Origin of the sequence: Mycolicibacterium lutetiense (assembly GCF_017876775.1) — a bacterium.
In the GTDB taxonomy this organism is placed as follows: Bacteria; Actinomycetota; Actinomycetes; order Mycobacteriales; family Mycobacteriaceae; genus Mycobacterium; species Mycobacterium lutetiense.
Map to the genome: position 1 here is coordinate 1,501,173 of NZ_JAGIOP010000001.1, position 26,372 is coordinate 1,527,544.

Genomic DNA, 26,372 nt, shown 5'->3' on the forward strand with positions numbered 1-26,372 from the left:
TACTCGATCCGACCCGGTCGGTTCCTGCGTGTTTCGAGTAGTCAAATACGCGTGTGCGGGTGGCTCGGCTGAGCGACGATCAATCGACGCAGGAAAACCTGGGGTGGTTGAGTATGCCGAGGAGCGCGGTGAGTTCAACGGGGGAAGTCTGGGCAGATCGGGTGCTCAGCGCATTGGGGGATCTGGATCAGGCCGGCACGCCCGCGGACATGGCGCTGCTGACCGAGACCGTCGCCGCCAGATTCGCGTCCCGATTCGACGAGCGGGACCGGCAGTACGAGAACGACAAACCGTACTGGCACAACCGTGTTCAGGATGCTGTCACCCGACTGCGTCGGAAGAAGCTGGTTGCCGCCAAGGCGCCGAAGAGCGCACGGGTGCAATTGACCGACACCGGCCGCGCAGCCGTCGCGGGTGCCCGCGAACGCGCTGAGGTCGGCGCGGAGCCGGCGGTGCGGGCCGTGGTTCCCTCGGAGGCACCGCCACCGCAAGTGGGGACGCCCGAACCACCCAAGCGTGACCCGGTGCTGGCCGGGGTCGTGACCGCGCCCCTGCGCACGGCGATGGCGCAAGAAGGCGACGCCACGCCCATACCGATCATGATCGAGCTCAACCTGACGTTCCAGCCGTCGGTGGCCGCCGCGATCGCGAAGGTCGAGCGACTGTGGGAATCGGTCGGTGCGGCAGGTATTCCGGTGCCGCTGGCCGATCAGTTCATGGCAGGCGATCTCACGTCGGCCCAGATCAAATCGTTGGTGTCGGCCGATGCCGTCCCGCAGACCTGGTCCGAACGGGCGGTCTACCGGATCTGGCCGGACTTCGAGGTGCACACCCAGATTGACGCCTCCTCGACCACCATCAAGGCCGTCGCGGCCCAAAGGTCGTTCGACAGCTACGGCGAGGGGATCGTCTGGGCCGTGGTCGATTCCGGTATCGACGAGACGCACGCGCACTTCTCGGAATACCAGAACCTACGGCATCCGTCAGTGGTCGATCTGCACCACGACTTCACCGGCGGTGACGCTCCGCTGACCGACACCGATGGGCACGGCACGCACGTGGCCGGGATCATCGCCGGGGGTTTGGTGGGCCGCAAGCCCGCGGACGTCGTGGTGATCGAGAAACGACTCAATGACCCTGAGCACGGTGGTGATCCGATCGCCGCACCACGTACGGTCTCGAATCCGGACCGCCTGGCGGGCATGGCGCCGAAGGCCAAACTGGTGAGCCTCAAGGTACTCGGGCCCGGGGACCAGACCTCCCGGGTGAGCCGGGTGATGCAGGCGTTGGCCTATGTCAGGAAGCTCAACGCCGGAAGTGAGCGGGTGCCGCGGATACACGGCGTGAACCTCAGCCTCGGATACGAATTCGACGCCCAGTGGTACGCCTGCGGCCAGAGCCCGATGTGTATCGAGGTCGACAAGACCGTGCGCTCGGGCGTCGTGGTGGTCGTGGCCGCGGGCAATTCCGGCTATGTGTCACTGAATACGGCATTCAGCAAGGATTCGGTGAAGTTCACCGCGGACATGACGATCAACGATCCCGGTAACACCGAAAGCGCGATCACCGTCGGTTCCACGCACCGCAGCTCACCGCATACCTTCGGTGTCTCGTATTTCTCCTCACGCGGCCCCACCGGGGACGGCCGACGCAAGCCCGACCTGGTCGCGCCGGGTGAACGCATCACCTCGGCCGCGGCCGGAACCCGCCGGGAGGCCGTGACCAACCAGATCGACGTCGAGCCCGACGTGCCGGTGTACGTCGAGGAGAGCGGCACCAGCATGGCGGCCCCGCACGTGTCCGGCGCGATCGCGGCATTCCTGTCGGTGCAGCGGGAGTTCGTCAGCGAACCGGAGGCGATCAAACGCATCTTCGTCGACTCCGCGACCTCGCTGAACCGCGACCCGGCATTCCAGGGCAGCGGCATGGTCGATCTCATGCGTGCGTTGCAATCCGTTTGACCTGAAAGGCACTCCGATGACCAACGATGTGGCAGACCGGATCTGGCGACTGGTGTTCGATGCCGAGGGCCGTCCCGATCCAGCGGTGCTGGCCGATCTCAAGAGTCGGATCGGTGCCGCGGGACTGACCGATCTGATCATCTTCTCCCACGGCTGGAACAACGACGAAGCGGCTGCGGCGTCGTTGTACGAGAGGTGGTTCGGGCTGTTGGCTCCACAACTCGACCCGGCCCGCGCGGTCGGTTTCGTCGGGCTGAGGTGGCCGTCTCAACTCTGGCGTGACGAGCCGATCCCAGATTTTCCCGGACCGGCGGCGCACGACGGCGGGGGTGCGGCCGCGCTGGGTGACGAGGTGGTGGCGACGCCCGCTGGGCCGGTGGCCATCGATCCGGCCCAGCTCGACGAGCTCAAGGAGATGTTTCCCGACGGCAAGGAGCAGTTGGACACCATCGCCGGTCTGCTGGCGGCCCCGCCGAGCAGCGACCGCCTGCCGGAACTGCTCGATGCGCTGCGCGCGTTCAGTGCCGCCACCCAGACCGGGTTCAACGACGGTGAAGGTGATGCTCCGGACGCGGGTCCGGGGATGCTCGCCGAACACCAGGATCCGGAGCAGCTGTTCACCACCTTCGCTGACGAATTGGCTTTTGCTGGTGTGGAATTCGATGAGGACGAGGGCGGGGGAGCGGCTGGCCTCGGTGACATCGCAGGGCGGTTGTGGCGCGGCGCCAAGGAGGCACTGCGCCAGCTGAGCTACTGGAAGATGAAGAACCGCGCCGGTGTGGTGGGCCGGCGCGGGCTCGGCCCCGCCATCGATGTACTGCACGCCGACTTCCCCGAGCTGCGGATCCACCTGGTCGGGCACAGTTTCGGGGCCCGGGTGGTGTCTTATGCCATCGCCGGGATGACCGAGGTTCAACCCTCACCGGTCAAAGCCGTGACCTTGTTGCAGGGCGCGTACTCCCGCTTCGCGTTCACCGAGCGGTTGCCGTTCCGGAAGGGTGCGGGTGAGCTGGCTGGGCAACTGACCCGTATCGACGGCCCGCTGACGGTCTGTTTCTCCAGTCATGACCGGGCGCTGGGGATGTTCTACCCGCTCGCCTCGGCTGCGGCGGGCGAGGATGCGGCCGGGGCCGACGATCCGCTGTTCCGGTGGCGGGCCATGGGATCGCACGGCGCGTACCAGTCGCAGACCCAGAGCCTGGGCACCGTGAATACGACCTACCCGTTCCAGTCCGGTCAGATTCTGAACCTGAATTCGTCGGAGATAGTGGTCGAGGACAAAAGCCCCTCGGGGGCGCACAGCGACATCTTCCACGAGGAATTGACCTGGGTTGCCGCCGCCGCCGGAAAATTGAACCCGGCCTGATTGGGTGTCCGAGGGGTGACTTGTCCCCTTACGACACGATTCGAGACCTTTCACCTGAGTCGATGACCAGGTGCCGAGGTTCTGGGGGTCTCGACGCGGCAGGTCGCGCGGCTCGCTCGTGCGGGGGAGTTGACGGTGACGCGCACGGTGGGTGGTGCGTTGTTGTTGGACGGGGCGTCGGTGCATCGGCTGGCCAACCAGGTACGCCACAACGGGCGCCCGTGGACGCCTGCGACGGCGTGGGCGGCGGGGTTGCTGCTGACCCGTGCTACCCGTGATGTCGACATGATCCTGCATATCGAGACCGGTTCGGCCACATTCGGTGGTGTCCGGGACGAATTGGAACGGCTCGGGTATGGCCTGCGTGAACCCGTCGGCAACGGGCCGGTGCACCGTTTCGGCCGGGGTGCTGGCGATGCCGAGACGGTCGACGTCATGGTCGCCGATCGCCTTCCGTCCAAGCTGCACCCGAAAGTGCTGCGGCGGAAGGTGTTTGCCGTCCCGGGTGGGACTTCGGCACTGCGCAAGACCGTCAACTGCGACACCGTCGGCGAGGGTGTCGTCTTGGTCGAACCTCCGTCTGGCCTACCGGACCCTGGCTGCTTGCTGGCGAGCCGAGCAGGAGGGGCGCACCGACCCTGACGAACTCGGCCGGATTTTGTTGACGTTCAACGAGGTGTGGCGCTCATGGCAGCATCGGCGAGCTCCGCATAGCTGATCGGCGCCAGCTTGAACCGCGCCAACAATGAGGTCAGGGTGATGGTCCTCTGGTCCTCTAGCTCATCGAGCATTTTGGTTGCGACTACGTAAAACTCCCACTGACTCAAGTTCATTGGGTTGACCGTGGCCTTGTCGCCTGCGGTGAGCACACAGAATACGTACACATTCGCTTGACGACAGGGCGGACCGGGAAGCGGTTTGTTGGTCCTCGCGTCCCACCCGGTTGTCTTAGGAATATCGAAGCGGAGCGTCGAATAGTCGTCCTGGTGCCAGGTCTGCAGCCGCGCCGTTGATTTGACCTCGACCTTGATACCGTTCGCTTCGAGGTCGTATGCGTCCCACTCCCGGCGAATAGCGCCATCTACACAGCCGAGCGCGGATCCAACGATGAACTCGGCGAGCAGGCCGCGCAATGCATTCGACAGCAAATCTGATGCGCCCCATTGCCAGAAGGCGGTCAGGGTAGGCGCGATCTCTGCACCGGTTCCCTCGAACAGTTCGGTGCCCTCAAGCCGCAGTGGCTTGTACTCCTGCTGGGAGATATGCAGTGCCATGTTCCTCTCCGAAACGCTGCTGTCGTTGATCTGTGCAATCAGAGCCTAGAGTCGGCGCACCCCAACCTCGCGGGCCCACTGATCGACAGCGGCATCGAACGCGGCGTACAACTGTTCCTCCGTGAGTTTCTCGTGCTGCTCGGCTGCTATGACCAAAGGATCGTGTTGGACGCCGGAAGTGTCCACCTCCGGCGGGGTTGCGCGTAGCGTGCTGAACTGTCCACAGACGCGGCATCGGGAATGACCGGCCACGTATTCACAGCAGTCACAATGCTCGCCGCCGCAACATATTTCGGCGCAGCACCGCACCTCACAGCATGCCAGGGTGTCACCTCCCGCTTCGGTGAGGCCCAGACGCTGACTCGCCAGGTGCGCCGCGTGCCCGCGTCGTGATCCGGCGTCCCGATAGCGACACACGTGCCCGTGCAGCGGCCACACCACTGTGGCAAGATTGCGCGCGCTGCACAGCCGTCGGGCGTCTCGCAACAGGTTTGCACCGCTGGCCCACGCGCGCGCTTCGCTCAGGCAGCCCTCCGCTTCGGCCTCCGCGCCCGCCTTGCGCGCCTGGAGCGCAGAAGCGCTCCACTCTCGCGATTCCTCCAGGTGCTCGGCGTGTGCCGCGGCCAGCGCATCGACGTCGCACCCGTAGATATAGGCAGCTCCGGCCGCGTCGAGCGGCTTGCCCTCGCGGCTCGACATGATGAATCGCCCCGGGTTTGATGCACACGTGGTTATGGGTGTGCAGCCTCTGGTTGGGCTGTGTTTGTAGCGTAGTAGATGGCCTCGTATTCGGTCGGTGGGATGCGGCCCAGGCGGTGCATGAGCCGATCGGTGTTGTACCAGTGCACCCAGTCGGCGGTGAGCATCTCGACGTCGGCCAGCCGTTGCAGCGGGCCCCGTCGGAATGGCGAGTCGTCGCGGATGGCTTCGGTTTTGTACAGCCCTATGGTCGTTTCGGCCAGGGCGTTGTCGAAGGCGTCCCCGACCGTTCCGATTGACGGGATCAGCCCCGACAGGGACAGGGTTTCTCCGAACCGCACCGAGGTGTACTGGGCGGGTTCAATCGGTCGTTGCAACACCGGGTTGTTGGAGTGAGTGTAGCTGTTGGGCAAAGACTTCGGCGGGAGTCTTCCAGCCGAGGACCTTTCGGGGTCGGTTGTTGAGCGTCAGTGCGACCGCTTCGAGGTCTTGAGCCGACCATCGAGATAAGTCGGTGCCTTTCGGAAAGTACTGACGCAGAACGCCATTGGTGTTCTCGTTGGTAGGCCGCTGCCATGGCGAGTGCGGGTCGGCGAAAAACACCTTCGTTCCGGTGTCGAAGGTGAACTGGGCGTGCGCGGCCAACTCTTTGCCGCGGTCCCATGTCAACGTCTGACGCAGCTGCTTGGGTAGCTGTGCCAGTGAGGCGATCAGGGCAGCGTTCATCGCCTCGGCGCCGTAGCCGCTGAGCGCCGGCCCGTTCTTCACCGGCGGCGCCAGACCCCACCCCTCGAGGCGGGGAAGGTGAACCAGCATCACCGAGCGGCTCTTGCGTTCCACCACGGTGGCAATCGCCGACCGGCCCGCACCGATGATCAAATCACCCTCCCAATGCCCAGGAACTGCGCGATCGGCGGCTTCGGCAGGGCGTTTGCTGATCACGACGTCCGCGGTGACATGTCCCTGCGGTTTGTTCTGTGTCCTGGCCCGCGGGACCCGCAGCGCACGACCGGTCCGCAGGCACGCGACCAATTCCCGTTTGAGCGCCCCACGCCCCTCGATGAACAAGGACTGATAGATCGCCTCATGGCTGATGCGCATGGACTCATCATCGGGGAAATCCAGCGGTAAGCGGTGGGCAATCTGTTCCGGGCTCCATGCTGTCGACCACCGTCGGTCTTGTCGGTGCGGCTTGTTGCGGCCGTTCCAGGCCTTGGTCTGCGGACCTGCGACGGCGGTGCCGTCGGGTCCGCGGACACTGCCATCGAGCCGCTGCTGCACGTACTCACGCAGCTGCGGGTTGACTGCCAGTTTCGCGGGTTTCGGGCGCTTTGCTGCTTGCTGGGCCTTCCACTGCGCCACCCCTGCGCGGTACACCTGCGTGCCGCTGCGGGTGGCTGCGTTGCGCCGCAGTTCCCGCGAAACTGTCGAGGGGTCACGCTTGATCTCGCGGGCGATCTCACGCACCCCGGCGCCCTGGGCGCGTAGCAGTGCGATCTCCTCCCGCTCGGCGAACGACAGATACCGGCCCGTGGGCTCATCCAGACTGATCGGCGTCATGCCGCCAGCGTGGTGGAACCACCTGGTCGCCACCGGTGTCGACACGCCGACCTCTGCGGCTGCGTCGTCGGTGGAGACACCCTGGGCGATCAGCCGCCAAAACTGACGCTGCACCGACCGCGACGGGTCCGGGCGCCCTGGTGAGCGCATCGCAGGCCGCAACGCACGGTCAGCCGCCCACTGCCGTCGCCTACCAACCGATTCCGCGTCCTTACGCTTGGCCACACCACACCTCCGTGATCAAGGTGTTGCGACGACCAGTTGAATCCGCCCTGCGACCCCGCATCACTATGATGAATAGTGTTGCCCAGCAACGGATTGCCCTGACTCATTCTGAGTAGCGCGGCGTGCCGGATGGCTTGGCGTACGAACCGATCCTCCTTGCTGGCCGAGCACGTCCAGCCCACGATCCGCCCCGCGTAGGCATCGATGGCGAACGCGGTGTAGACGAACACCCCAGAGGCGAGTCGCACGTAGGTGAAATCGGCGACGAGCAGCATGTTGGGGGCGGGCACCCGGAACCGGCGTTTGACCAGATCCGCAGCGCGGGCTGCGGCCGGGTCAGCGATCGTGGTGCGGACCTTTTTGCGCCGGGTCACCCCCTGCCATCCGTTGGCCCGCATGAGGCGTTCCACGGTGCAGCGGGCCACCGTGATGCCCTGGCGTTGCAGGTGAGCCCACATCTTGACCGCGCCGTACAACGACTCCGGCTTGCGGCGGCCCGCCTCGTCGGGCTCGTAGTAGCCGGCCATCACCTCGGTGATGACGGTGTCCCACAAGGCCCGCGCTGACGGGGGCCGCGACAGCCAGGCGTAGAAGGTTCTCGGAGCGATCTTGCAGCCGTGCTCAGTGAGCACGCGGCAGATCGGAGCGACCCCGAACCGAGCACGATGCTCGGCGATGAACGCACAGATCAACGGCGTCGCGGGTCGCTCTCCCGCGCGAAGAAACTTGTTGCCGCCTTGAGGATTTCGATCGTTTCCTCAAGCTCACGATTCTTACGCTTGAGTTCCCGGTTCTCGCGCGAGATGTCGGTGGATACCCCGTCGCGGACCCCGGTATCGACCTCAGTTTGGTTGATCCACCGCCGCAGCGTTTCGTAGGACACTCCCAACCGCTTGGCGACCGCGGTGATGCAGGCGGTGCGGGTGTCGTACTCCTCGAGATGGTCAGTGACCAACCGGACCGCTCGGGCCTTGAACTCCTCGTCGTATCTCTTCGGCATGATGCGAACTACCTTCCCTCGAAAGAAGGTGTGCATCAAACCCGGGGTGATTCATGATCAGGTAGGCAAGACTGCGGGATTGTTCGGATCCGAATTCGTCGTCGTCGTCGATCATGCCCGCAACGTATTCGAGGGGTCGGACACGCGGTCTCGATGCCGAGTTCAAGAGCCTGAGAAATTCCGCAAGCCAGGGGCGTAGCAGCGGTTCGTGAAGTGCACACCGTCGGACACGAAGAGGGGGGCACGCCAGTGAACGCTCGCGGATTCGTTGCCCGCTCGACGCTGATGAGGGAGGTGATGACATTGGTGCCCGAGGGCGATGCGATTGCCACCACCGGCACTGCTCACCAACTCGGCAAACGAAAAACCCGCTCCGATGCAGATGGAGCGGGTTCCAGCGATTTAGTTAGCTAACAAATTGTGTCCGAGGGGGTGTGTGAGTTCACGACATAGGTGACACCTGAGTCGGGACATGGGTGACACCTGCGATGGCACCTCGATGAGTCGCGTCATAGGTGACAGTCATGATTCATGTCGAAAGCCCGCGTGGTGGTGTTGGAAATCGTCTCCGGTCATCTGTCGGTCAGCGCCGCGGCCCGTACCTACGGGATGTCCCGTCAACACATCCACCGACTGCTCAAACGTTTCCGGGAAGGCGGTCTGGAAGCCGTCGATCCCCGCTCTCGGCGCCCCGCCAGCAACCCCCGTGCAGTCAGCGATGAGGTCATCACCGCGATCGTGCTGCTGCGCGAAAAACTCACCGCACAAGGCCTCGACGCCGGCCCGATCACCCTGCAAGAACACCTGGCCCAACAACAGCTACCGGTGCCCTCGACCTCCACCATCCGACGCATCCTGCACCATCACGGACTGATCGCCCCGCAACCCCACAAACGGCCCCGCAGCTCCTATCACCGCTTCGCCGCCGAACAACCCAACGAATGCTGGCAGTCCGACTTCACCCACTGGACCCTGGCAGACGGCACCGACATCGAGATCCTCAACTGGCTCGATGACCACTCCCGATACCTGCTGTACTGCACCGCATTTACCCGCGTCAGCGGACCCGACATCGTGGCCAGTTTCACCACCCTCATCGACATCTACGGCCCGCCGGCATCCACCCTGACCGACAACGGATCGGTCTACACCTCACGATTCACCCACGGCCACAACGATTTCGAACGACTTATCGCCAGCCTGGGCATCACGCAAAAGAACGGACGCCCCGGCCACCCACAAACACAAGGCAAAATCGAACGCTTCCACCAAACCCTCAAACGCTGGCTGGCCGCCCGCCCCCGACCATCGACCCTGGCCGACCTGCAACACCTGCTCGACGAATTCCGCATCATCTACAACACCGAACGCACCCACCGAGCCCTGCCAGCCGCCACCACACCGGCGCAGGCCTACACCGGCCGACCCAAAGCCACCCCGGACGCAATGATCGAACACTTCCGCATCCGCCACGACACCGTCGATCAATTCGGCAAACTCACTCTGCGCCACGGCAGCCGACTACACCACCTGGGCATCGGACGCCGCCATGCCCATACCCCGGTACTCATTGTGGTCACCACCACCAACGTCACCATCATCAGCAAAACCGGATACCACCTCATCGCTGGCCACCGGATCAACCCCGACCGCAACTACTGGCCCAACCAACAAAAAACCCCGGCCAAAAGACCGGGGAATTCTGTAACCGATGACTCGACTCATGTGTAACCCATGACCCGACTCACCACAATTGTGTCCGAGGGGGGACTTGAACCCCCACGCCCGTTAATAGGGCACTAGCACCTCAAGCTAGCGCGTCTGCCATTCCGCCACTCGGACTTGCCAGCCACTCGGGCTGGGCGCTTAAGGCTAACGGATCGAGTGCCCCAGACCCAAACCGGTGTCCCGGAGCGAATCGGTGGTACGAATGTGACTGTGACTGTCCCCGCCTCCAGCGCGGACGAGGTGGTCGATCTCGTCAGTGCGCTCATCCGATTCGACACCTCCAATACCGGTGACCCGGCCACCTCCAAGCCGGAAGCGGACTGTGCGGAATGGGTGGCCGACCGACTCCGTGAGGTCGGCTACACGACCGAATATGTCGAGGCCGGTGCGCCCGGCCGCGGCAATGTCTTCGCCCGGTTGCCCGGCGCCGATTCCTCCCGTGGCGCGCTGATGATCCACGGGCATCTCGACGTGGTCCCGGCCGAGCCCGCCGATTGGAGCGTGCACCCGTTCTCGGGTGCGGTGAAGGACGGCTACGTGTGGGGCCGCGGCGCGGTGGACATGAAGGACATGGTCGGGATGACCATGGCGGTGGCCCGGCATTTCAAGCGGTCCGGCATCGTTCCGCCTCGCGATCTGGTGTTCGCGTTCGTCTCCGATGAGGAACACGGCGGCACCTACGGCGCCAATTGGTTGGTGGACAACCGACCCGACCTGTTCGACGGTGTGACCGAGGCGATCGGTGAGGTGGGCGGGTTCTCGCTGACCGTGCCCCGCAAGGACGGCGGGGAGCGTCGGCTGTACCTGATCGAGACCGCCGAAAAAGGGTTGGCCTGGATGCGGCTGACCGCACGCGGCCGGGCCGGGCACGGCTCGATGGTGCACGACGACAACGCCGTGACGGCCATCGCCGGTGCGGTGGACCGGTTGGGGCGCCACCAGTTCCCGTTGGTGCTCAATCCGGCCGTGGAACAGTTCCTCACCGCCGTGGCCGAGGAGACCGGCTACGACTTCGACGTGAACTCGCCGGACCTGGACGGCACCATCGCCAAACTCGGTGGGGTGGCCCGGATCGTGTCGGCCACCCTGCGCGACACCGCCAACCCGACCATGCTCAAGGCCGGCTACAAGGCCAATGTGATCCCGGCGTCGGCGGAGGCCGTGATCGACTGCCGGGTGCTGCCGGGCCGCAAGGAGGCCTTCGAGCGCGAGGTCGATGCGTTGATCGGCCCCGACGTCACGCGCAGTTGGGAGCGGGACCTGCCGTCGTACGAGACCACGTTCGACGGTGATCTGGTGGACGCGATGAACGCGGCGATCCTGGCGATGGATCCCGAGGCCCGCACCGTGCCCTACATGATGTCGGGTGGCACCGATGCGAAGTCGTTCCAGCGGTTGGGGATTCGCTGCTTCGGGTTCGCTCCGCTGCGGCTGCCGCCGGAACTGGACTTCGCGGCACTGTTCCACGGTGTCGATGAGCGGGTGCCGGTGGACGCGCTGCAGTTCGGCGCGGGCGTTCTGGAACACTTTTTGCGGAACTGCTGACTGCACGAGTCACGACGACACGAGTCACGACGAGAGGGAACCATGAGCACATCTCCGTACGACAGCCTGCCGAAGCTGCCGACGTTCACCCTGACTTCCGAATCGGTCAGCGATGGCGGGCCGCTGGCCAATGATCAGGTCAGCGGGATCATGGGGGCCGGCGGCTCGGACACCTCGCCGCAGCTGAGCTGGTCGGGCTTCCCGGCCGAGACCAAGAGCTTCGCGGTCACGGTGTACGACCCCGATGCGCCGACGGCGTCGGGCTTCTGGCACTGGGCGGTGGCCGATCTGCCCGCCACGGTGACCGATCTGCCTGCCGGCGCCGGCGACGGCGGCGACCTGCCCGGTGGGGCCGTCACGCTCGCCAACGACGCGAGCCTGCGGCGTTACCTCGGTGCGGCCCCGCCCGCCGGCCATGGTCCGCACCGGTACTACATCGCGGTCCACGCCGTGGGAGTCGAGTCGCTGGGGCTGCCCGATGGAGCCACCCCCGCCTACCTGGGCTTCAACCTGTTCGGGCAGGCCATCGCCCGCGCCGTCATCCACGGCACCTACGAGCAGAAGTAGTGCTCAGCGCGCGGTGGGGTCAGCGGGCAGCTGAACCCACCGCGTCGGTCAGTGACGCGAACCCGCCGGCGTGCAGCCGTCCGGCGATGCCGTCGTGAATCTGTTTGGCCCACAGTCCGCCGCCGTAGATGAACCCCGTGTAGCCCTGGAGCAGGGTCGCCCCGGAGGTGATCCGTTCCCACGCGTCGTCGGCGGTTTCGATGCCGCCGACGCTGATCAGGACGAGCTGGTCGCCCACGCGGCGGTACAACTGGCGCAGCACTTCCAGGGACCGGTGTGCCACGGGGCGTCCCGAGACGCCTCCGGTGCCCAGATCGGCGACACCGGGGGTGGCCAGCCCGTCGCGGGACACCGTGGTGTTGGTGGCAACGATGCCGGCCAACTTCAATTCGACTGCCAGATCGGCGATTTCGTCGATGTCGGCATCGGAGAGGTCGGGGGCGATCTTGACCAGTACGGGCTTGTTGGTCTCCGCCTTGACCGCGGCCAGGATCGGTCGCAGCGACTCCACCGCCTGCAGGTCCCGTAGCCCCGGGGTGTTGGGGGAGCTGACGTTGACGACGATGTAGGCGGCCAGTGCACTGACCAACCGGGTGCTCTCGGCGTAGTCGGCCACCGCGTCGGAGGCCGGGGTGAGTTTGGTCTTGCCGATGTTCACCCCGATGGGCACATCGGGGGTGTGCCGGGCCAACCGGATCGCCAACGCCCCGGCGCCCTCGTTGTTGAACCCCATCCGGTTGAGCAGCGCGTGGTCCTCGGGCAGCCGGAACAGTCGCGGCTCGGGGTTGCCGGGTTGCGGTTGCGCTGTGACGGTGCCGACCTCGGCATACCCGAACCCGAGCGCCCCCCAGGTCTCCAGGCCGCGGCCGTCCTTGTCGAAACCGGCCGCCAGGCCCATGGGGCCCGGGAACCGCACCCCGAACACCGTGCTGGCCAGCGCCGGGTCGGAGGGTGCCAGCCGACCCGCCAGCGCCCGACGCAGGATCGCCGGTCCGGTGACGGCGCGCAGCAGCGCGAACACCCACACGTGAATGCGTTCGGGGGATACCAGGAACAGCACCCGCCGCAGAGCCGCGTACATCACAGCGAAGGCGCCATGGGTGTGCCCGGCATGGATGACGCGGATTTCTTGCGCCGCAACAGCACCCGTCGGCTCCCATCTGTATAGGCCCGCACCCGGGTCAGTTCCCAGCCGCGGTACTCGGCCTCGATCGACAAGCGGATCGAGGCGCTGATCCTGGTGACATCGGGCGGTAGCCGCAACGGAATCCAGTCGTATTCCTCGGAGCGGTCTTCGGCGACGACTCGCTCCCACCCCGGCGGCATCCGGCCCTGCTGAATGGTGGTCATCGGCGACCCGACGCGCTGCCGATCACCTGAACACCCGCTCCCGACCCCGACACCACGTAGAGGGTGTCGGTCTTGTCGTCGTAGGCCAGGGAGTTCGGTTGCTGCACGGTTCGATAACGCACCTTTTCCACCGGTATGCCGGTGGAAAGATCGTAACCAATCACGGTATTGGCCGCGGTCTGCGACACCCAGGCCAGCTTGTCGGATCCGGCCAGTCCGTACGGGGCGGCGGGCACCGGGTAGCGCTGCCGCATGATCAAGGGATCCGCGCCGAACACCAGTAGCTCATTGCCGCGGGTGTCGGCGACCAGGACCCGGCCCTGTGTGTCGGCGGCGAGGGTGGTGGCGCCTTCTCCGGCCCGCAGTGCCTGTGCGGCTTTGGTGCCGCTGGGGTTGACGGCGGTCACCGAGGTTTGCCCGCGATCCAGCACTACCGCGGTGTTTCCTTGTGTGACAAGCGAATCGACCCGCGCGAAGATCTTGAGCTGGGCAGCCACGGTGCGGTCGCTGCCCAATGTGTAGACCGCTCCGTCGGCGCTGCCCAGCACCGGATTGCCATCGGCGCGCAACGCGATCGCGGTGAAGTCGACGCCCTGGGCGCCGTCCACGTCGATTTTGCTGGCCTTGGCGTCGGCCAGGTCGACCCGGAAGTAGCCACCCCGGGCGGCAGCCAGAACGTCACCCTTGCCGTCGACGCTGAGCGCGGTGGCCGCGGGCATCAGCGTCACCTCTCGTGGCGGTCGATTGCCGGTCAGCAGGCTCAGGGTCGACTGGCCTTCGCCGCCTGGGGTCAGAACGGCCAATGTGCCGGTTGCTGGGTCGAATACCGCGCTCGCGGCATGGCCGCGCAATGGCCGGATCTCACCATCCGGGGTGACCGTGACCGGGGGCGAAATCGCGGCCTGAGCGGGTTCGATGGTGGGGGGCGGGGCGTCGGCGGGGTTGGACGTGCAGCCCGCGGAGAGCAGCAGGGCCAGCGCGAGGAGGCCGGCGCGAACTGGCTGACCTGCAAGGATTGGGCGCAACGGATTGCTCTCGATCGTAGATGGATGGTCGGTGACGTGCAGGAATCCAGTTTAGGCATGGCCGTTGAACGGAAATGGTCGCGTCTGCAACCAGCGCGGCATAAGTAGAGGTATGGTTCGGGAATGACCCTCGCCGCAGACCGGGAACTGGGTAACCGAGAGTTTGCTATGGAGGACATTTACACTGGTGTACACGCCAGCGGGTTTGGCCAGGTTGGCGATGGCCGGAGTTTTTCTTTCCACATCGAACGTCAGCAACTCGTGATCGAGGTCTACCGTCCGCGGCTGTCCGGCCCGGTTCCGGTCGCGGACGATGTGGTGGCCATGGCCACCCGCAAACTGACCGATATCGATCTGTCTGACGAACGCAGCCTGTCGGCAACGGTCCGGGACGCGGTCGCCGCCGCGCAACCGGTTTCGCGCGCCGCTCGCTGACACAGCTCACTGCCTTCGTCACGGTACGGTCGTCGTCGTGACTGACGTCGGTGCCATGTCCTGGCTGCAAGTGGTTGTGTTGTCGATTGTCCAGGGGCTCACCGAATTTCTGCCGGTCTCGTCCTCGGGACACCTCGCGATCACCTCGCGGGTGTTTTTCGACGACGACGCAGGCGCCTCGTTCACAGCGGTCGTACAGATCGGCACCGAAGTGGCGGTCCTCATGTATTTCGCCAGGGATATCGGCCGCATTATCAGCGCGTGGTTCGCCGGGCTGACCGACGCCGGTCGGCGAACCCCGGATTACTGGCTCGGGTGGTGGGTGATCATCGGCACGGTGCCGATCGGGGTGTTCGGATTCACCCTTCAGCACTTCATCCGGGATGACATCCGGAACCTGTGGATCATCGCCACGGCGCTCATCGTCTTCTCGTTCGTCATCGCCGCCGCTGAATATCTCGGAAAGCAGACACGCGAAATCCAGGAATTCACCTGGCGCGACAGTCTCATCGTTGGCTCGGCGCAGGCGCTCGCGCTCATCCCCGGCGTCTCGAGGTCCGGCGTCACCATCAGCACCGGCCTTTTCCTCGGCCAGAAGCGGGAGGCTGCAGCGCGATTCGGCTTCCTGCTGGCCATCCCGGCGGTCCTCGGCTCCGGGCTGTACGAACTGCGCCACGTGTTCGAACCCGGCGCCTCGGGAATGAGCGCGACGGTTCCGCAGATCGTGCTCGGCACGCTCATCGCGTTCGTCGTCGGCTATGCGGCGGTCGCCTGGTTCCTGAAATTCCTGGTGTCGCACAGCATGTACTGGTTCGTGGGATACCGAGTGGTGCTCGGTGCGGTGGTGCTGGCCCTGCTGGCTACCGGGGTGGTCGCCGCGCAATGACCTGGACGGAGGAGCAGATATGACGGTGATCCTGCTGAGGCACGGCCGTTCGACCTCGAATACCGCGCACACCCTGGCCGGCCGGAGTGAGGGTGTCGATCTCGATGAGCGCGGTGCCGAGCAGGCCGCCGGCCTCGTCGCACGCATCGGGGAGTTGCCGGTGACCGCGATCGTGCATTCCCCGCTGTTGCGCTGCGCGCGCACGGTGGCGCCGCTGGCCGGGGCACTGGCATTGGAGCCGATCATCGACGAACGGCTCACCGAGGTGGATTACGGCAGCTGGACCGGCCGCGCCATCGGCGAACTGGTGAAGGAACCCCTGTGGTCGGTGGTCCAGCAGCAGCCCAGTGCGGCGGTGTTCCCCGAGGGCGAGGGGCTGGCGCAGGTTCAGGCCCGGGCGGTCGCTGCGGTGCGGGAACGCGACCGTGCGTTGGCCGATGAACACGGTGCCGACGTGTTGTGGCTGGCTTGCACGCACGGCGACGTGATCAAGGCGGTGCTCGCCGATGCGTTGGGTGTGCATTTGGACGGGTTCCAGCGCATCACCGCCGACCCGGCGTCGATGAGCGTGATCCGCTACACCGAGTTGCGCCCGTTTGTGATGCACATCAACCACACCGGTACGCAGTTGAGCGCCGGACTGGCCGCCAAACCCGCCACGGACGCCGTGGTGGGTGGGTCCACCAACTGACCCGCAGCACCGCTACCGGTATTTTGGAAGGTGCCATGGCCCGCGCAATTCACGTATTCCGCACCCCCGACCGTTTCGTGGCCGGGACTGTCGGCCAACCCGGTAACCGCACTTTCTATCTCCAGGCCGTCCACGACAAACGCGTGATCTCGGTGATCTTGGAGAAGCAGCAGGTCGCGGTGCTGGCTGAGCGAATCGCCGCGCTCCTGACCGAGATCAATCGCCGCTTCGGCACGCCGATCCCGCCGGACACCGGTGAAATCGGTGATCTGCTACCGCTGGTCACCCCGGTCGACGCCGAGTTCCGCGTCGGGACGATGGGGCTGGGCTGGGATTCGGAAGCGCAGACCGTCGTGGTGGAGCTGTTGGCGGTCTCCGAAGACGAGTTCGACGCGTCGGTGGTGCTGGACGACGCCGAGGAGGGCCCCGATGCCGTGCGGGTGTTTCTCACCCCGGAATCGGCCCGGGAGTTCGCCACCCGTTCCAGCCGGGTGATCTCGGCGGGCCGGCCGCCCTGCCCGTTGTGCGAGGAGCCGCTGGACCCCGAAGGGCACATCTGCGTGCGCACCAACGGTTATCGGCGCGGTGAGATGGCCGGCTCCGAAGATGACCCAGACACCTAGCCCCGATCCGGGTCCCGACCCCGACGATGGCGCGGTCTTGGCCGACGGCGAGTTGACGGTGATCGGCCGCATCCGGTCGGCGAGCAATGCCACGTTCCTGTGTGAGGCGACTTCCGGCGACCGGCAGGTCCACTGCGTATACAAGCCGATCCGGGGTGAAGCACCGCTGTGGGATTTTCCCGACGGCACCCTGGCCGGCCGCGAGCTGGGCGCCTACCTGGTCTCGGCCGCATTGGGCTGGAATATTGTGCCCCACACCATTATTCGCGACGGACCGGCCGGTCCGGGGATGATTCAGCGTTGGGTGGACCAGCCCGGTGATCAGGTCGGGGACGAGCCGGATTCAGACCCCGATCTGGTGGACCTGCTGCCGGCCGGACACCTTCCGCCGGGTTTCCTGCCGATCCTGCAGGCCTACGACTACGCCGGCGACGAGGTGACGCTGGTGCACGCCGACGATCCCCGGTTGTTCCGGATGGCGGTGTTCGATGTGCTGATCAACAACGCCGACCGCAAGGGCGGTCACATCCTGACCGGGCTGGACGGGTCGGTGTACGGCGTCGACCACGGGGTGAGCCTGCACGTCGAGGACAAGCTGCGGACGGTGCTGTGGGGCTGGGCCGGCAAGCCCGTCGACGACGAGACACTGGCCGACGTCGCAGCGCTGCGCGACGGGTTCGGTGACCTGGCCGACCAGTTGTGCGCGCACATCACCCAAGCCGAGATCGCTGCGCTGCGGTCCAGAATCGTGGGGCTATTGAACAATCCGGTGATGCCGACGCCGGATCGGCGCCGGCCGATCCCGTGGCCGGCCTTCTAGCCGGGCTCTAGCGGGCGCGCCCGAACCCCTCGAACGGATTCCAGGACTGGCTGTTGCGCGTCACGTGCAGGTAGTAGGCGTAGTTCGCGGTCGACATCGCCAGCGCCGCGATGCCGATCCCGATGGCCCGGCCGACATTGTCGCTGACGCCGACCGCGGTGAATACCACCGCCGCCGCCACCGTGAGCCCCAGCAGCGTCAATCCCTTGCGCCACATGCCTTTGACGAAGAAGTAGATCGGACCGAACAGGAACGCCAGGATGTTCGCGTTGAGCCGCATCCGGGCCATGAAGCTGAGTTCGCGGAAGGCGGCCTTGGCCTCGGGGCTTGCGCTCGGCAGGCCGTAGGTGTTGAAGAAATCGAACTTCCAGCGCCACGAGTCGGACAGGTTGTCGACAGGGGTTTGCTCGGTCATGGATCTCCTCTGTGTCAGCGGCAGGAACTGACTTTACTGGCACAACCGGACCCGCCACCGCGCCGATTCGGCGTGCCACCGATACTGATTCGATGCACTCGACCGACGCCGCCCTGGCCGCCGCAGTGGCCGAGGAGGCCGGCGAGCTGCTGCTGGCCGTGCGCGAGGAGATCGGTTTCGACGACCCCTACTATCTCGGCGACGAGGGTGACCGGCGGTCCAACGCACTGATCCTGGACCGGCTGGCCAAAGCCCGCCCCGGCGATTCGGTGCTCAGCGAGGAGGCGGTCGACGACCTGTCCCGCGTGGACGCCGATCGGGTGTGGATCGTCGACCCCGTCGACGGCACACACGAGTTCTCGCTGCCCGGCCGTGAGGACTGGGCCGTGCACATCGCCCTGTGGCAGCGCTCGGTCGGCGTCGACGGGGGCCTGTCGGATGCCGTGGTGGGGCTGCCCGCCCGCGGTGAGGTGTACCGCAGCGACACCGTCAGCCCGCCCAGGCCGCGACGCGACGGGCCGCTGCTGATCACCGCGAGCTCGAATCGGCCCCCGGCGGTGCTGTGGCGGATGCGCGAGCAGCTTGATTTCCGGATGGTGCGCATCGGCTCGGCCGGGGCCAAGGCGATGGCTGTGGTGCGTGGCGACGTCGATGCCTACATCCACGCCGGCGGGCAGTGGGAGTGGGATTCGGCCGCACCTGCGGGCGTCGTCCTGGCCGCGGGCCTGCACGCGTCCCGGCTGGACGGTTCGGAACTGCGCTACAACCGGGCCGACCCGTACCTGCCGGATTTCGTGATGTGCCGCAAGGAGCTGGCACCGATCCTGCTGGAGGCGATCGGGGTGGCCCGTTGACCGACCGGCGGGAGGCTGTCCTGAGCGAGCACCCTAGAGTCGAGGCCATGCAATCGTGGTCGGCGCCGTCAATTCCGGTGCTGGAAGGGCGTGGTCCGCAGCTGCGGCTGTACGACAGCGCCGACCGGCAGGTACGTCCGGTCACGCCGGGACCGACGGCCACCATGTACGTGTGTGGCATCACCCCGTATGACGCGACTCATCTGGGTCACGCCGCGACCTACCTGGCCTTCGATCTGGTGCACCGGCTGTGGCTGGACGCCGGGCACACCGTGCACTACGTGCAGAACGTCACCGATGTGGATGATCCGCTGTTCGAGCGGGCCGATCGTGACGGCATCGACTGGCGTGACCTCGGTGACCGCGAGACCCAGCTGTTCCGCGACGACATGACCGCGCTGCGGGTACTGCCCCCGCACGACTATGTGGCCGCCACCGAGACCATCTCCGAGGTGGTCGAGCTGGTGGAGAAGATGCTGGCTTCGGGCGCGGCCTACGTCGTCGACGATGCCCAGTACCCCGACGTGTACTACCGCGCAGACGCCACCGCGCAGTTCGGCTACGAGTCGGGCTACGACCGGGAGACCATGCTGCGGCTGTTCGGCGAGCGGGGCGGCGATCCCGACCGCGCGGGCAAGGGTGACGAACTGGACGCCTTGCTGTGGCGGGCCGAGCGGCCGGGTGAGCCCAGCTGGCCGTCACCGTTCGGGGCGGGCCGGCCGGGCTGGCACGTCGAGTGTTCGGCGATCGCACTCACCCGTATCGGCTCCGGCCTGGACATCCAGGGCGGTGGCAGCGACCTGATCTTCCCGCACCACGAGTTCTCTGCCGCGCACGCCGAATCGGTCACGGGGGAGCGGCGTTTCGCCCGTCACTACGTCCACGCCGGCATGATCGGCTGGGACGGGCACAAGATGAGCAAGAGCCGGGGCAACCTCGTGCTGGTCTCGCGGCTGCGCGCCGAAGGGGTGGACCCCTCGGCTGTGCGGCTCGGCCTGTTCGCCGGGCACTACCGTAGCGACCGGTACTGGAGCGATGAGGTGCTCGAAGAGGCCAGTGCCCGCCTCAAGCACTGGCGCAGCGCCACCGCGCTGCCCGCGGGTCCGGATGCCACCGATGTGGTGGCCCGGGTGCGCCAGTATCTCGCCGACGATCTGGACACTCCGAAAGCGCTTGCGGCACTGGATGGTTGGTGTACCGATGCGCTGACCTACGGCGGCCATGACACCACGTCGCCGCGTCGGGTCGCCGACACGGTGGATGCGCTGCTGGGAGTCGAGCTCTAGACCTCGTGGGCCGCGCCCCGTTGGGGTACGTTGCGGCCATGGGTTCTGTGAACGGGAAAGTCGTCTTCATCACCGGCGGTGCACGCGGAATCGGCGCCGAGGTGGCCCGCAGACTGCGCCTCAGGGGCGCCAAGCTGGTGCTCACCGACCTCGATGAGGCACCGCTGAGCGCGCTGGCCGCCGAACTCGGCGAGGAGCATGTGTTGACCGCGTTGGCCGACGTGCGCGATCTGCCCGCCATGCAGAAGGCCGCCGACGCTGCCGTTGAGCGATTCGGCGGTATCGACATCGTGATGGCCAATGCCGGCATCGCCAGTTTCGGTTCGGTCATGCACGTGGACCCGGAGGCGTTCAAACGGGTCGTCGACATCAACGTGACGGGTGTGTTCAACACCGTCCGGGCCGCGCTCCCGTCCGTCGTCGAACGCCGCGGGTACGTGTTGGTGGTGTCCTCGCTCGCCGCGTTCACCTCGGCACCCGGGCTGGCCGCTTATCACGCCTCCAAGGCCGGTGCCGAATACTTCGCCAATACGCTGCGCCTCGAGGTGGCCCACCTCGGTGTCGACGTCGGCTCGGCGCACATGAGCTGGATCGACACCCCACTGGTGCAGGACGCCAAGTCAGACCTCTCGGCCTTCCAGGAGATGCTGTCCAAGCTGCCGCCGCCCCTGAACCGGACCACCACCGTCGACGCCTGCGGCGCCGCCTTCGTCAAGGGCATCGAAGGGCGCAAGAAGCGCATCTACAGCCCGCAGTGGGTCGGGGCATTCCGGTGGATCCGGCCGTTCGTCACCACGTCACTGGCTGAGCGCGACATCCTCAAGTTCACCCCGACGCTGCTGCCGAAACTCGACGCCGAGGCGGCCGCGCTGGGGCGTTCGACCAGCGCCCGCATCGAGGCCCTGGAAGAGAAATAACTCTCAAGGCTCAGTGGCCAGTTGTGGCACGCTGCCGAGCGATTTCCGTGTCGTAACCGGCCGCTCGGCGGCTCAGCGCCCAATCTGAATTGGCCGCTCAGCGCCCGCGGCGCCGCAGGTAACGCTCGAACTCGGCGGCCAGCGCGTCGCCGTCGATCTTGCCGAGCGCCTCGTGCATGTCGACCTCGGCGTCGCCGCGCTCCTCCAAGGAGGCGACGTACTCGGCGATCTCCTCGTCCTCGGTGGTCATCTCGGTGACGGCCTGCTCCCATTCCTCGGCGGCGACCGGCAGATCGGCCAACGGCACCTCGATGTCCAGCACGTCCTCAACCCGGCGGAGGAGGGCCACGGTGGCCTTGGGGCTGGGTGGCTGGGACACGTAGTGCGGAACCGCGGCCCAGAAGGTCACGGCCGGAATGCCGGCCTGCACGCAGGCGTCCTGGAACACCCCGGCGATCCCGGTCGGCCCCTCGTAGCGCGTCTCCTCCAGACCGAAGAATTTCGCTGACTCGGCCGAATATGCAGAGCCCGATACCGGCACCGGCCTGGTGTGCGGGGTGTCGGCCAGCAGCGCGCCGAGGATCACCACGGTCTCCACGTTGAGTTTGTCGGCGATGGCCAGCAATTCGGCGCAGAAGGTGCGCCAGCGCATGTTGGGCTCGACGCCGTGCATGAGCACCACGTCCCGGTTGCTGCCCGGGGGACGGCAGTGCGAGATCCGCATCGAGGGCCATACGAGTTCGCGCGTGACGCCGTCGACCTGGCGGATCACGGGACGATTCACCTGATAGTCGTAGAACGACTCGTCATCGATCTCGACGATCGGCTGGGCTTCCCAGATCGCATCCAGGTGGTCCAGCGCGTCACTGGCCGCGTCACCGGCGTCATTCCAACCCTCGAAAGCAGCCACGATGATGGCGTCTTTCAAGTCGGGCAGGTTCATACGCCGGCCGGCGTTCGGATACGACGGTGTCACACCTTCAGCGTAAGCCCTCAGATGGTGCCGATGAGCCCGTTGTGCCCGCGGGTCGCCGCCACGCCGATCAGCTGATTTGATAGACCGACTACCCTGTTGATGTGGCTGCCGTTGACAGCTCCGTCCGCAACATCGACCTGCTCGACACCAGGTCGCAGTGCGTGGTGGTGGGCGACGGCGCGGTAGCGACGAAATGCGTTCGGCAGCAATCTGGTCAAGGCACGCGTTGCCAAGCAGGTCGGGTCGATCGCAGCGACGAGTTGGGCGTCCGGACGTCGATCGGGAGACGACGTAGACTCTTCTGGTCGAGAGGCGTTGCAACGGTGCTGTGAGGGGAAGGGTCCCTTCTCGGTAACCGCCACGCTCGGCAGAGTCAAGGACGCCTTCCGCTACGGAAGGAGTGCACGTGAACGCCTCTGCGCCTATTTCTTCAGGGTCGAACACCTGTGAGCCGAACATCCGCCCCGACTGCACCGACGCACTGACGGCCGCGCTGCACCAGCGGATCATGGTGATCGACGGGGCGATGGGCACGGCAATCCAGCGGGACCGGCCGGACGAGGCGGGCTATCGCGGCGAGCGGTTCAAGGACTGGCCGAGCGATCTTCAGGGCAACAACGATCTGCTGAACCTGACGCAGCCGCAGATCATCGAGGAGATCCACCGCGAGTACCTCGAGGCGGGTGCCGACATCTTGGAGACCAACACGTTCAACGCGAACGCGGTCTCCCTTTCCGATTACGGCATGGCGGACCTGAGCTACGAGCTGAACTACGCCGGCGCGGCCCTGGCACGTCAGTCCTGCGACGAATTCAGTACCCCGGACAAGCCGCGCTACGTCGCCGGCGCACTGGGTCCGACGACGCGGACCGCGTCGATCTCACCGGATGTCAACGACCCCGGCGCGCGCAACGTCTCCTACGACCAGCTGGTTGCCGCCTACCGCGAAGCTGCCGGCGGCCTGGTCGACGGCGGTGCCGACCTCATCATCATCGAGACGATCTTCGACACGCTGAACGCCAAGGCGGCGGTGTTCGCCCTCGAGACGCTGTTCGAGGACCGCGGACGCCGCTGGCCGGTGATCATCTCGGGCACCATCACCGATGCTTCCGGGCGGACGCTGTCCGGTCAGGTCACCGAGGCGTTCTGGAACTCGGTCCGGCACGCCAACCCGATCGCGGTGGGGCTCAACTGCGCCCTCGGCGCGCCCGAGATGAGGCCCTACATCGCCGAGTTGTCGCGGATCGCGGACACCTTCGTCTCCTGCTACCCGAATGCGGGCCTGCCCAACGCCTTTGCCGAGTACGACGAATCCCCGGAGAGTCAGGCCTCCTATATCGCCGAGTTCGCCGAGGCCGGCCTGATCAACCTGGCCGGTGGTTGCTGCGGGACGACGCCGGCGCACATCGCGAAGATCGCCGAAGCCGTCGAGGGCAAGGCGCCGCGGGTGCTGCCGGCGATTCCGGTGGCCACCCGGCTCGCGGGGCTGGAGCCGCTCAACATCACCAAGGACTCCCTGTTCGTCAACATCGGTGAGCGCACCAACATCACCGGCTCTGCCCGGTTCCGCAACCTGATCAAGGCCGAGGACTACGACACCGCGCTGTCGGTGGCCCTGCAGCAGGTCGAGGTCGGTGCGCAGGTCATCGACATCAACATGGATGAAGGCATGATCGACGGCGTCGCCGCGATGGACCGGTTCACCAAGTTGATCGCGGCCGAGCCGGACATCAGCCGAGTCCCGGTGATGATCGACTCCTCCAAGTGGGAGGTCATCGAGGCGGGCCTGAAGAATGTGCAGGGCAAGCCGATCGTCAACTCGATCTCCATGAAGGAGGGCGAGGAGAAGTTCATCCGCGAGGCGCGGCTGTGCCGCAAGTACGGCGCCGCCGTCGTCGTGATGGCCTTCGACGAGCAGGGGCAGGCCGACAACCTGGAGCGCCGCAAGGAGATCTGCGGGCGCGCGTACCGGGTCCTGACCGAAGAGGTCGGATTTCCGGCCGAGGACATCATCTTCGACCCGAACTGCTTTGCCCTGGCGACCGGTATCGAGGAGCACGCGACCTACGGGATCGACTTCATCGAGGCCTGCGCCTGGATCAAGGAGAACCTGCCCGAGGTGCACATCTCCGGCGGTATCTCGAACGTGTCGTTCTCGTTCCGGGGCAACAACCCGGTCCGCGAGGCGATCCACGCGGTGTTCCTGTTCCATGCCATCAAGGCCGGCCTGGACATGGGCATCGTCAACGCGGGTGCGCTGGTGCCCTACGACTCGATCGACCCTGAGCTGCGGGACCGCATCGAGGACGTAGTCCTGAACCGTCGCGAGGATGCGGCCGAGAGGCTGCTGGAGATCGCCGAACGGTTCAACAAGTCGGAAAAAGCCGAGGATCCGGCCGCGGCCGAATGGCGCAGCCTCCCGGTCCGCGAACGGATCACGCACGCCTTGGTCAAGGGCATCGACGCCGACGTCGAGGCCGATACCGAGGAGTTGCGGGCCGAGATCTCCGCTGCCGGTGGTCGCCCGATCGAGGTGATCGAGGGCCCGCTGATGGACGGTATGAACGTCGTCGGTGACCTCTTCGGTGCAGGCAAGATGTTCCTGCCTCAGGTCGTGAAGTCGGCCCGGGTGATGAAGAAGGCTGTCGCATATCTGCTGCCGTACATCGAGGCGGAGAAGCAGCCCGGGGATGCCGACACCACCAACGGCACAATCGTGATGGCGACCGTCAAGGGCGACGTCCACGACATCGGTAAGAACATCGTCGGGGTCGTCCTGCAGTGCAACAACTACACCGTGATCGACCTCGGTGTGATGGTGCCCGCCCAGAAGATCCTGGACGCGGCGAAAGAGCACAACGCCGACATCATCGGGCTGTCCGGTCTGATCACCCCGTCCCTGGACGAGATGGTCAACTTCGCCGTCGAGATGGAACGCCAGGGCCTGGAGATCCCGCTGCTGATCGGTGGGGCGACCACGTCGCGCGCCCACACTGCGGTGAAGATTTCGCCGCGTCGCAGCGGTCCGGTCGTCTGGGTCAAGGACGCTTCGCGTTCGGTGCCGGTCGCGGCCGCGCTGCTCGACGACAAGCAGCGGCCGGCGCTGCTGGAGGCCACCGAGGCCGACTATGCAGCGCTTCGCGAACGGCATGCCCAGAAGAATGAGCGGCCGATGCTGACGCTCCAGATGGCCCGCGCGAACCGGACGCCGATCGAGTGGGACGGTTACACGCCGCCGGTGCCCGCACAGGGTCTCGGCGTGCGGGAGTTCGAGAACTACGACCTCGCCGAGTTGCGTGAGTACATCGACTGGCAGCCGTTCTTCAACGCCTGGGAGATGAAGGGTCGGTTCCCGGACATCCTCAACAACCCGGTCTCGGGTGAGACTGCCCGCAAGCTGTACGACGACGCCCAGGAGATGCTCGACACCCTGATCAAGGAGAAGTGGCTGACCGCCAACGGGGTGATCGGGTTCTTCCCGGCCAACGCGGTCGGCGACGATTTCGAGGTCTACACCGACGAGACCCGGACCGAGGTGCTGACCACGTTGCACAACCTGCGCCAGCAGGGCGAGCACCGGGACGGCATCCCGAACCGGTCCCTGGGCGACTTCATCGCGCCCAAAGAAACTGGTCTGGCCGACTACGTCGGCGCGTTCGCCGTCACCGCGGGGCTCGGCAGCCAAGACAAGATCATGGAGTTCAAGGCAGACCTCGACGACTACAGCGCGATCCTGCTGGAGTCGCTGGCCGACCGGTTGGCAGAAGCCTTCGCCGAACGGATGCACCAACGGGTCCGCAAGGAATTCTGGGGATTTCAGCCCGACGAGCAGCTGGACAACGAGGCACTCATCGGTGAGAAGTACGTCGGGATCCGCCCTGCGCCCGGCTATCCGGCCTGCCCGGAGCACACCGAGAAGGCGACGCTCTGGCAGTTGATGGACGTCCAGGAGCGGGCCGGCATCGAGCTGACCGATTCGATGGCGATGTGGCCCGGTGCCGCCGTCAGCGGCTGGTACTTCTCGCATCCACAGTCGCAGTACTTCGTGGTCGGCCGGATTGCCCAGGACCAGGTCGCCGATTACGCGAAGCGCAAGGGCTGGACGCTGAAGGAAGCCGAGCGCTGGCTCAGCTCCAACCTCGCCTACAACCCGGAGGACTGAGCGTGGG

At 66.1% G+C, this 26,372-nt stretch carries 24 protein-coding genes, 1 tRNA gene and 2 pseudogenes; 15 read left to right on the forward strand and 12 right to left on the reverse strand.

Annotation, left to right across the window (positions count from 1 at the left end; genetic code table 11):
* Positions 1-128: 128 nt before the first annotated feature.
* The 3 genes from JOF57_RS07155 to JOF57_RS07165 all read left to right on the forward strand — a co-directional run bounded on the left by JOF57_RS07155 (position 129) and on the right by JOF57_RS07165 (position 3,969).
* Complete coding sequence (locus JOF57_RS07155; RefSeq protein WP_307869975.1) at positions 129-1,961, forward strand: S8 family serine peptidase; 1,833 nt, start codon at positions 129-131, stop codon at positions 1,959-1,961.
* A gap of 16 nt (positions 1,962-1,977) precedes the next feature.
* Positions 1,978-3,327, forward strand: coding sequence for an alpha/beta fold hydrolase (locus JOF57_RS07160; protein WP_209915288.1), 1,350 nt, complete (start codon positions 1,978-1,980; stop codon positions 3,325-3,327).
* A 135-nt stretch (positions 3,328-3,462) separates the two neighbouring features.
* Positions 3,463-3,969 carry a hypothetical protein gene (locus tag JOF57_RS07165; protein WP_209915289.1) on the forward strand — a complete coding sequence of 169 codons (507 nt, stop codon included), beginning with the start codon at positions 3,463-3,465 and terminating at the stop codon, positions 3,967-3,969.
* A gap of 26 nt (positions 3,970-3,995) precedes the next feature.
* Here JOF57_RS07165 and JOF57_RS07170 read toward each other — a convergent pair whose 3' ends face one another.
* The 5 genes and pseudogenes from JOF57_RS07170 to JOF57_RS30825 form a co-directional block, all read right to left on the reverse strand.
* Positions 3,996-4,601 (reverse strand): hypothetical protein, encoded by a 606-nt coding sequence (locus JOF57_RS07170; protein ID WP_209915290.1) that lies wholly within the window; start codon positions 4,599-4,601, stop codon positions 3,996-3,998.
* Positions 4,602-4,646: 45 nt separating this feature from the next.
* Entirely contained in the window at positions 4,647-5,300 is a 654-nt protein-coding gene (locus JOF57_RS07175; protein ID WP_209915291.1) for a hypothetical protein, read from the reverse strand.
* A gap of 32 nt (positions 5,301-5,332) precedes the next feature.
* Positions 5,333-5,656, reverse strand: a pseudogene (locus JOF57_RS07180) (integrase core domain-containing protein); the annotation flags it as partial.
* A gap of 4 nt (positions 5,657-5,660) precedes the next feature.
* Positions 5,661-7,010 (reverse strand): IS30 family transposase, encoded by a 1,350-nt coding sequence (locus JOF57_RS07185; RefSeq protein WP_234713714.1) that lies wholly within the window; start codon positions 7,008-7,010, stop codon positions 5,661-5,663.
* A 122-nt stretch (positions 7,011-7,132) separates the two neighbouring features.
* Positions 7,133-8,085, reverse strand: a pseudogene (locus JOF57_RS30825) (IS3 family transposase); the annotation flags it as partial.
* A gap of 531 nt (positions 8,086-8,616) precedes the next feature.
* Here JOF57_RS30825 and JOF57_RS07200 point away from each other — a divergent pair.
* On the forward strand, positions 8,617-9,816 hold the full coding sequence (locus JOF57_RS07200) for an IS481 family transposase (protein ID WP_209912946.1): 1,200 nt from the start codon (positions 8,617-8,619) through the stop codon (positions 9,814-9,816).
* Positions 9,817-9,841: 25 nt separating this feature from the next.
* On the opposite strand, the gene JOF57_RS07205 is transcribed toward JOF57_RS07200, so the two are convergent.
* Positions 9,842-9,927: transfer RNA gene (locus JOF57_RS07205), tRNA-Leu, on the reverse strand.
* A 96-nt stretch (positions 9,928-10,023) separates the two neighbouring features.
* On the opposite strand from JOF57_RS07205, the gene JOF57_RS07210 reads away from it, so the two are divergent.
* Entirely contained in the window at positions 10,024-11,358 is a 1,335-nt protein-coding gene (locus JOF57_RS07210) for a M20/M25/M40 family metallo-hydrolase (protein WP_209915294.1), read from the forward strand.
* Between the two features lie 42 nt (positions 11,359-11,400).
* Complete coding sequence (locus JOF57_RS07215; RefSeq protein WP_209915295.1) at positions 11,401-11,925, forward strand: YbhB/YbcL family Raf kinase inhibitor-like protein; 525 nt, start codon at positions 11,401-11,403, stop codon at positions 11,923-11,925.
* Between the two features lie 19 nt (positions 11,926-11,944).
* Here the strand turns inward: JOF57_RS07215 and JOF57_RS07220 are convergent, their stop codons facing one another.
* From JOF57_RS07220 to JOF57_RS07230, 3 genes are read right to left on the reverse strand one after another with little or no spacing between them, the layout of a single operon-like run.
* A complete protein-coding gene (locus JOF57_RS07220; RefSeq protein ID WP_209915904.1) occupies positions 11,945-13,006 on the reverse strand; it encodes a quinone-dependent dihydroorotate dehydrogenase in 1,062 nt (353 codons plus the stop codon).
* Positions 13,006-13,275, reverse strand: a complete 270-nt coding sequence (locus tag JOF57_RS07225) for a DUF5703 family protein (protein ID WP_209915296.1) — start codon at positions 13,273-13,275, stop codon at positions 13,006-13,008. Before JOF57_RS07225 ends, JOF57_RS07220 begins: the two co-directional genes overlap by 1 nt.
* Positions 13,272-14,300: a YncE family protein gene (locus JOF57_RS07230; RefSeq protein ID WP_209915297.1), complete on the reverse strand. Its 1,029-nt coding sequence runs from the start codon at positions 14,298-14,300 to the stop codon at positions 13,272-13,274. Before JOF57_RS07230 ends, JOF57_RS07225 begins: the two co-directional genes overlap by 4 nt.
* Positions 14,301-14,423: 123 nt before the next feature.
* On the opposite strand from JOF57_RS07230, the gene JOF57_RS07235 reads away from it, so the two are divergent.
* Genes JOF57_RS07235 through JOF57_RS07255 form a run of 5 tightly spaced genes read left to right on the forward strand, consistent with a single transcriptional unit; the run spans position 14,424 to position 17,755 of the window.
* Positions 14,424-14,735, forward strand: a complete 312-nt coding sequence (locus JOF57_RS07235; RefSeq protein WP_209915299.1) for a hypothetical protein — start codon at positions 14,424-14,426, stop codon at positions 14,733-14,735.
* Positions 14,736-14,790: 55 nt separating this feature from the next.
* The gene (locus JOF57_RS07240) at positions 14,791-15,621 is read left to right on the forward strand and encodes an undecaprenyl-diphosphate phosphatase (protein WP_209915906.1); all 831 of its coding nucleotides are present in this window, start codon (positions 14,791-14,793) and stop codon (positions 15,619-15,621) included.
* Positions 15,622-15,640: 19 nt separating this feature from the next.
* Positions 15,641-16,312, forward strand: coding sequence for a histidine phosphatase family protein (locus JOF57_RS07245; RefSeq protein ID WP_209915301.1), 672 nt, complete (start codon positions 15,641-15,643; stop codon positions 16,310-16,312).
* Positions 16,313-16,347: 35 nt separating this feature from the next.
* A complete protein-coding gene (locus tag JOF57_RS07250) occupies positions 16,348-16,935 on the forward strand; it encodes an Rv2134c family protein (RefSeq protein WP_209915303.1) in 588 nt (195 codons plus the stop codon).
* The gene (locus tag JOF57_RS07255; protein WP_209915304.1) at positions 16,919-17,755 is read left to right on the forward strand and encodes an Rv2133c family protein; all 837 of its coding nucleotides are present in this window, start codon (positions 16,919-16,921) and stop codon (positions 17,753-17,755) included. The genes JOF57_RS07250 and JOF57_RS07255 overlap by 17 nt, the downstream gene beginning before the upstream one ends.
* 7 nt (positions 17,756-17,762) lie before the next feature.
* On the opposite strand, the gene JOF57_RS07260 is transcribed toward JOF57_RS07255, so the two are convergent.
* Complete coding sequence (locus JOF57_RS07260) at positions 17,763-18,170, reverse strand: DUF2628 domain-containing protein (RefSeq protein ID WP_209915306.1); 408 nt, start codon at positions 18,168-18,170, stop codon at positions 17,763-17,765.
* Positions 18,171-18,262: 92 nt separating this feature from the next.
* On the opposite strand from JOF57_RS07260, the gene JOF57_RS07265 reads away from it, so the two are divergent.
* Genes JOF57_RS07265 through JOF57_RS07275 form a run of 3 tightly spaced genes read left to right on the forward strand, consistent with a single transcriptional unit; the run spans position 18,263 to position 21,227 of the window.
* Positions 18,263-19,024 carry a 3'(2'),5'-bisphosphate nucleotidase CysQ gene (locus tag JOF57_RS07265; RefSeq protein WP_209915308.1) on the forward strand — a complete coding sequence of 254 codons (762 nt, stop codon included), beginning with the start codon at positions 18,263-18,265 and terminating at the stop codon, positions 19,022-19,024.
* A gap of 47 nt (positions 19,025-19,071) precedes the next feature.
* Complete coding sequence (gene mshC, locus JOF57_RS07270) at positions 19,072-20,310, forward strand: cysteine--1-D-myo-inosityl 2-amino-2-deoxy-alpha-D-glucopyranoside ligase (RefSeq protein WP_209915311.1); 1,239 nt, start codon at positions 19,072-19,074, stop codon at positions 20,308-20,310.
* A gap of 38 nt (positions 20,311-20,348) precedes the next feature.
* The gene (locus JOF57_RS07275; RefSeq protein WP_209915312.1) at positions 20,349-21,227 is read left to right on the forward strand and encodes an SDR family oxidoreductase; all 879 of its coding nucleotides are present in this window, start codon (positions 20,349-20,351) and stop codon (positions 21,225-21,227) included.
* A gap of 97 nt (positions 21,228-21,324) precedes the next feature.
* Here JOF57_RS07275 and JOF57_RS07280 read toward each other — a convergent pair whose 3' ends face one another.
* On the reverse strand, positions 21,325-22,170 hold the full coding sequence (locus JOF57_RS07280; protein ID WP_234938028.1) for a PAC2 family protein: 846 nt from the start codon (positions 22,168-22,170) through the stop codon (positions 21,325-21,327).
* Positions 22,171-22,220: 50 nt separating this feature from the next.
* Positions 22,221-22,421 (reverse strand): hypothetical protein, encoded by a 201-nt coding sequence (locus tag JOF57_RS07285; protein WP_209915317.1) that lies wholly within the window; start codon positions 22,419-22,421, stop codon positions 22,221-22,223.
* 188 nt (positions 22,422-22,609) lie between these two features.
* Here JOF57_RS07285 and metH point away from each other — a divergent pair, with 188 nt between their 5' ends.
* Complete coding sequence (metH, locus tag JOF57_RS07290; RefSeq protein WP_307869976.1) at positions 22,610-26,365, forward strand: methionine synthase; 3,756 nt, start codon at positions 22,610-22,612, stop codon at positions 26,363-26,365.
* Positions 26,366-26,372: the final 7 nt, after the last annotated feature.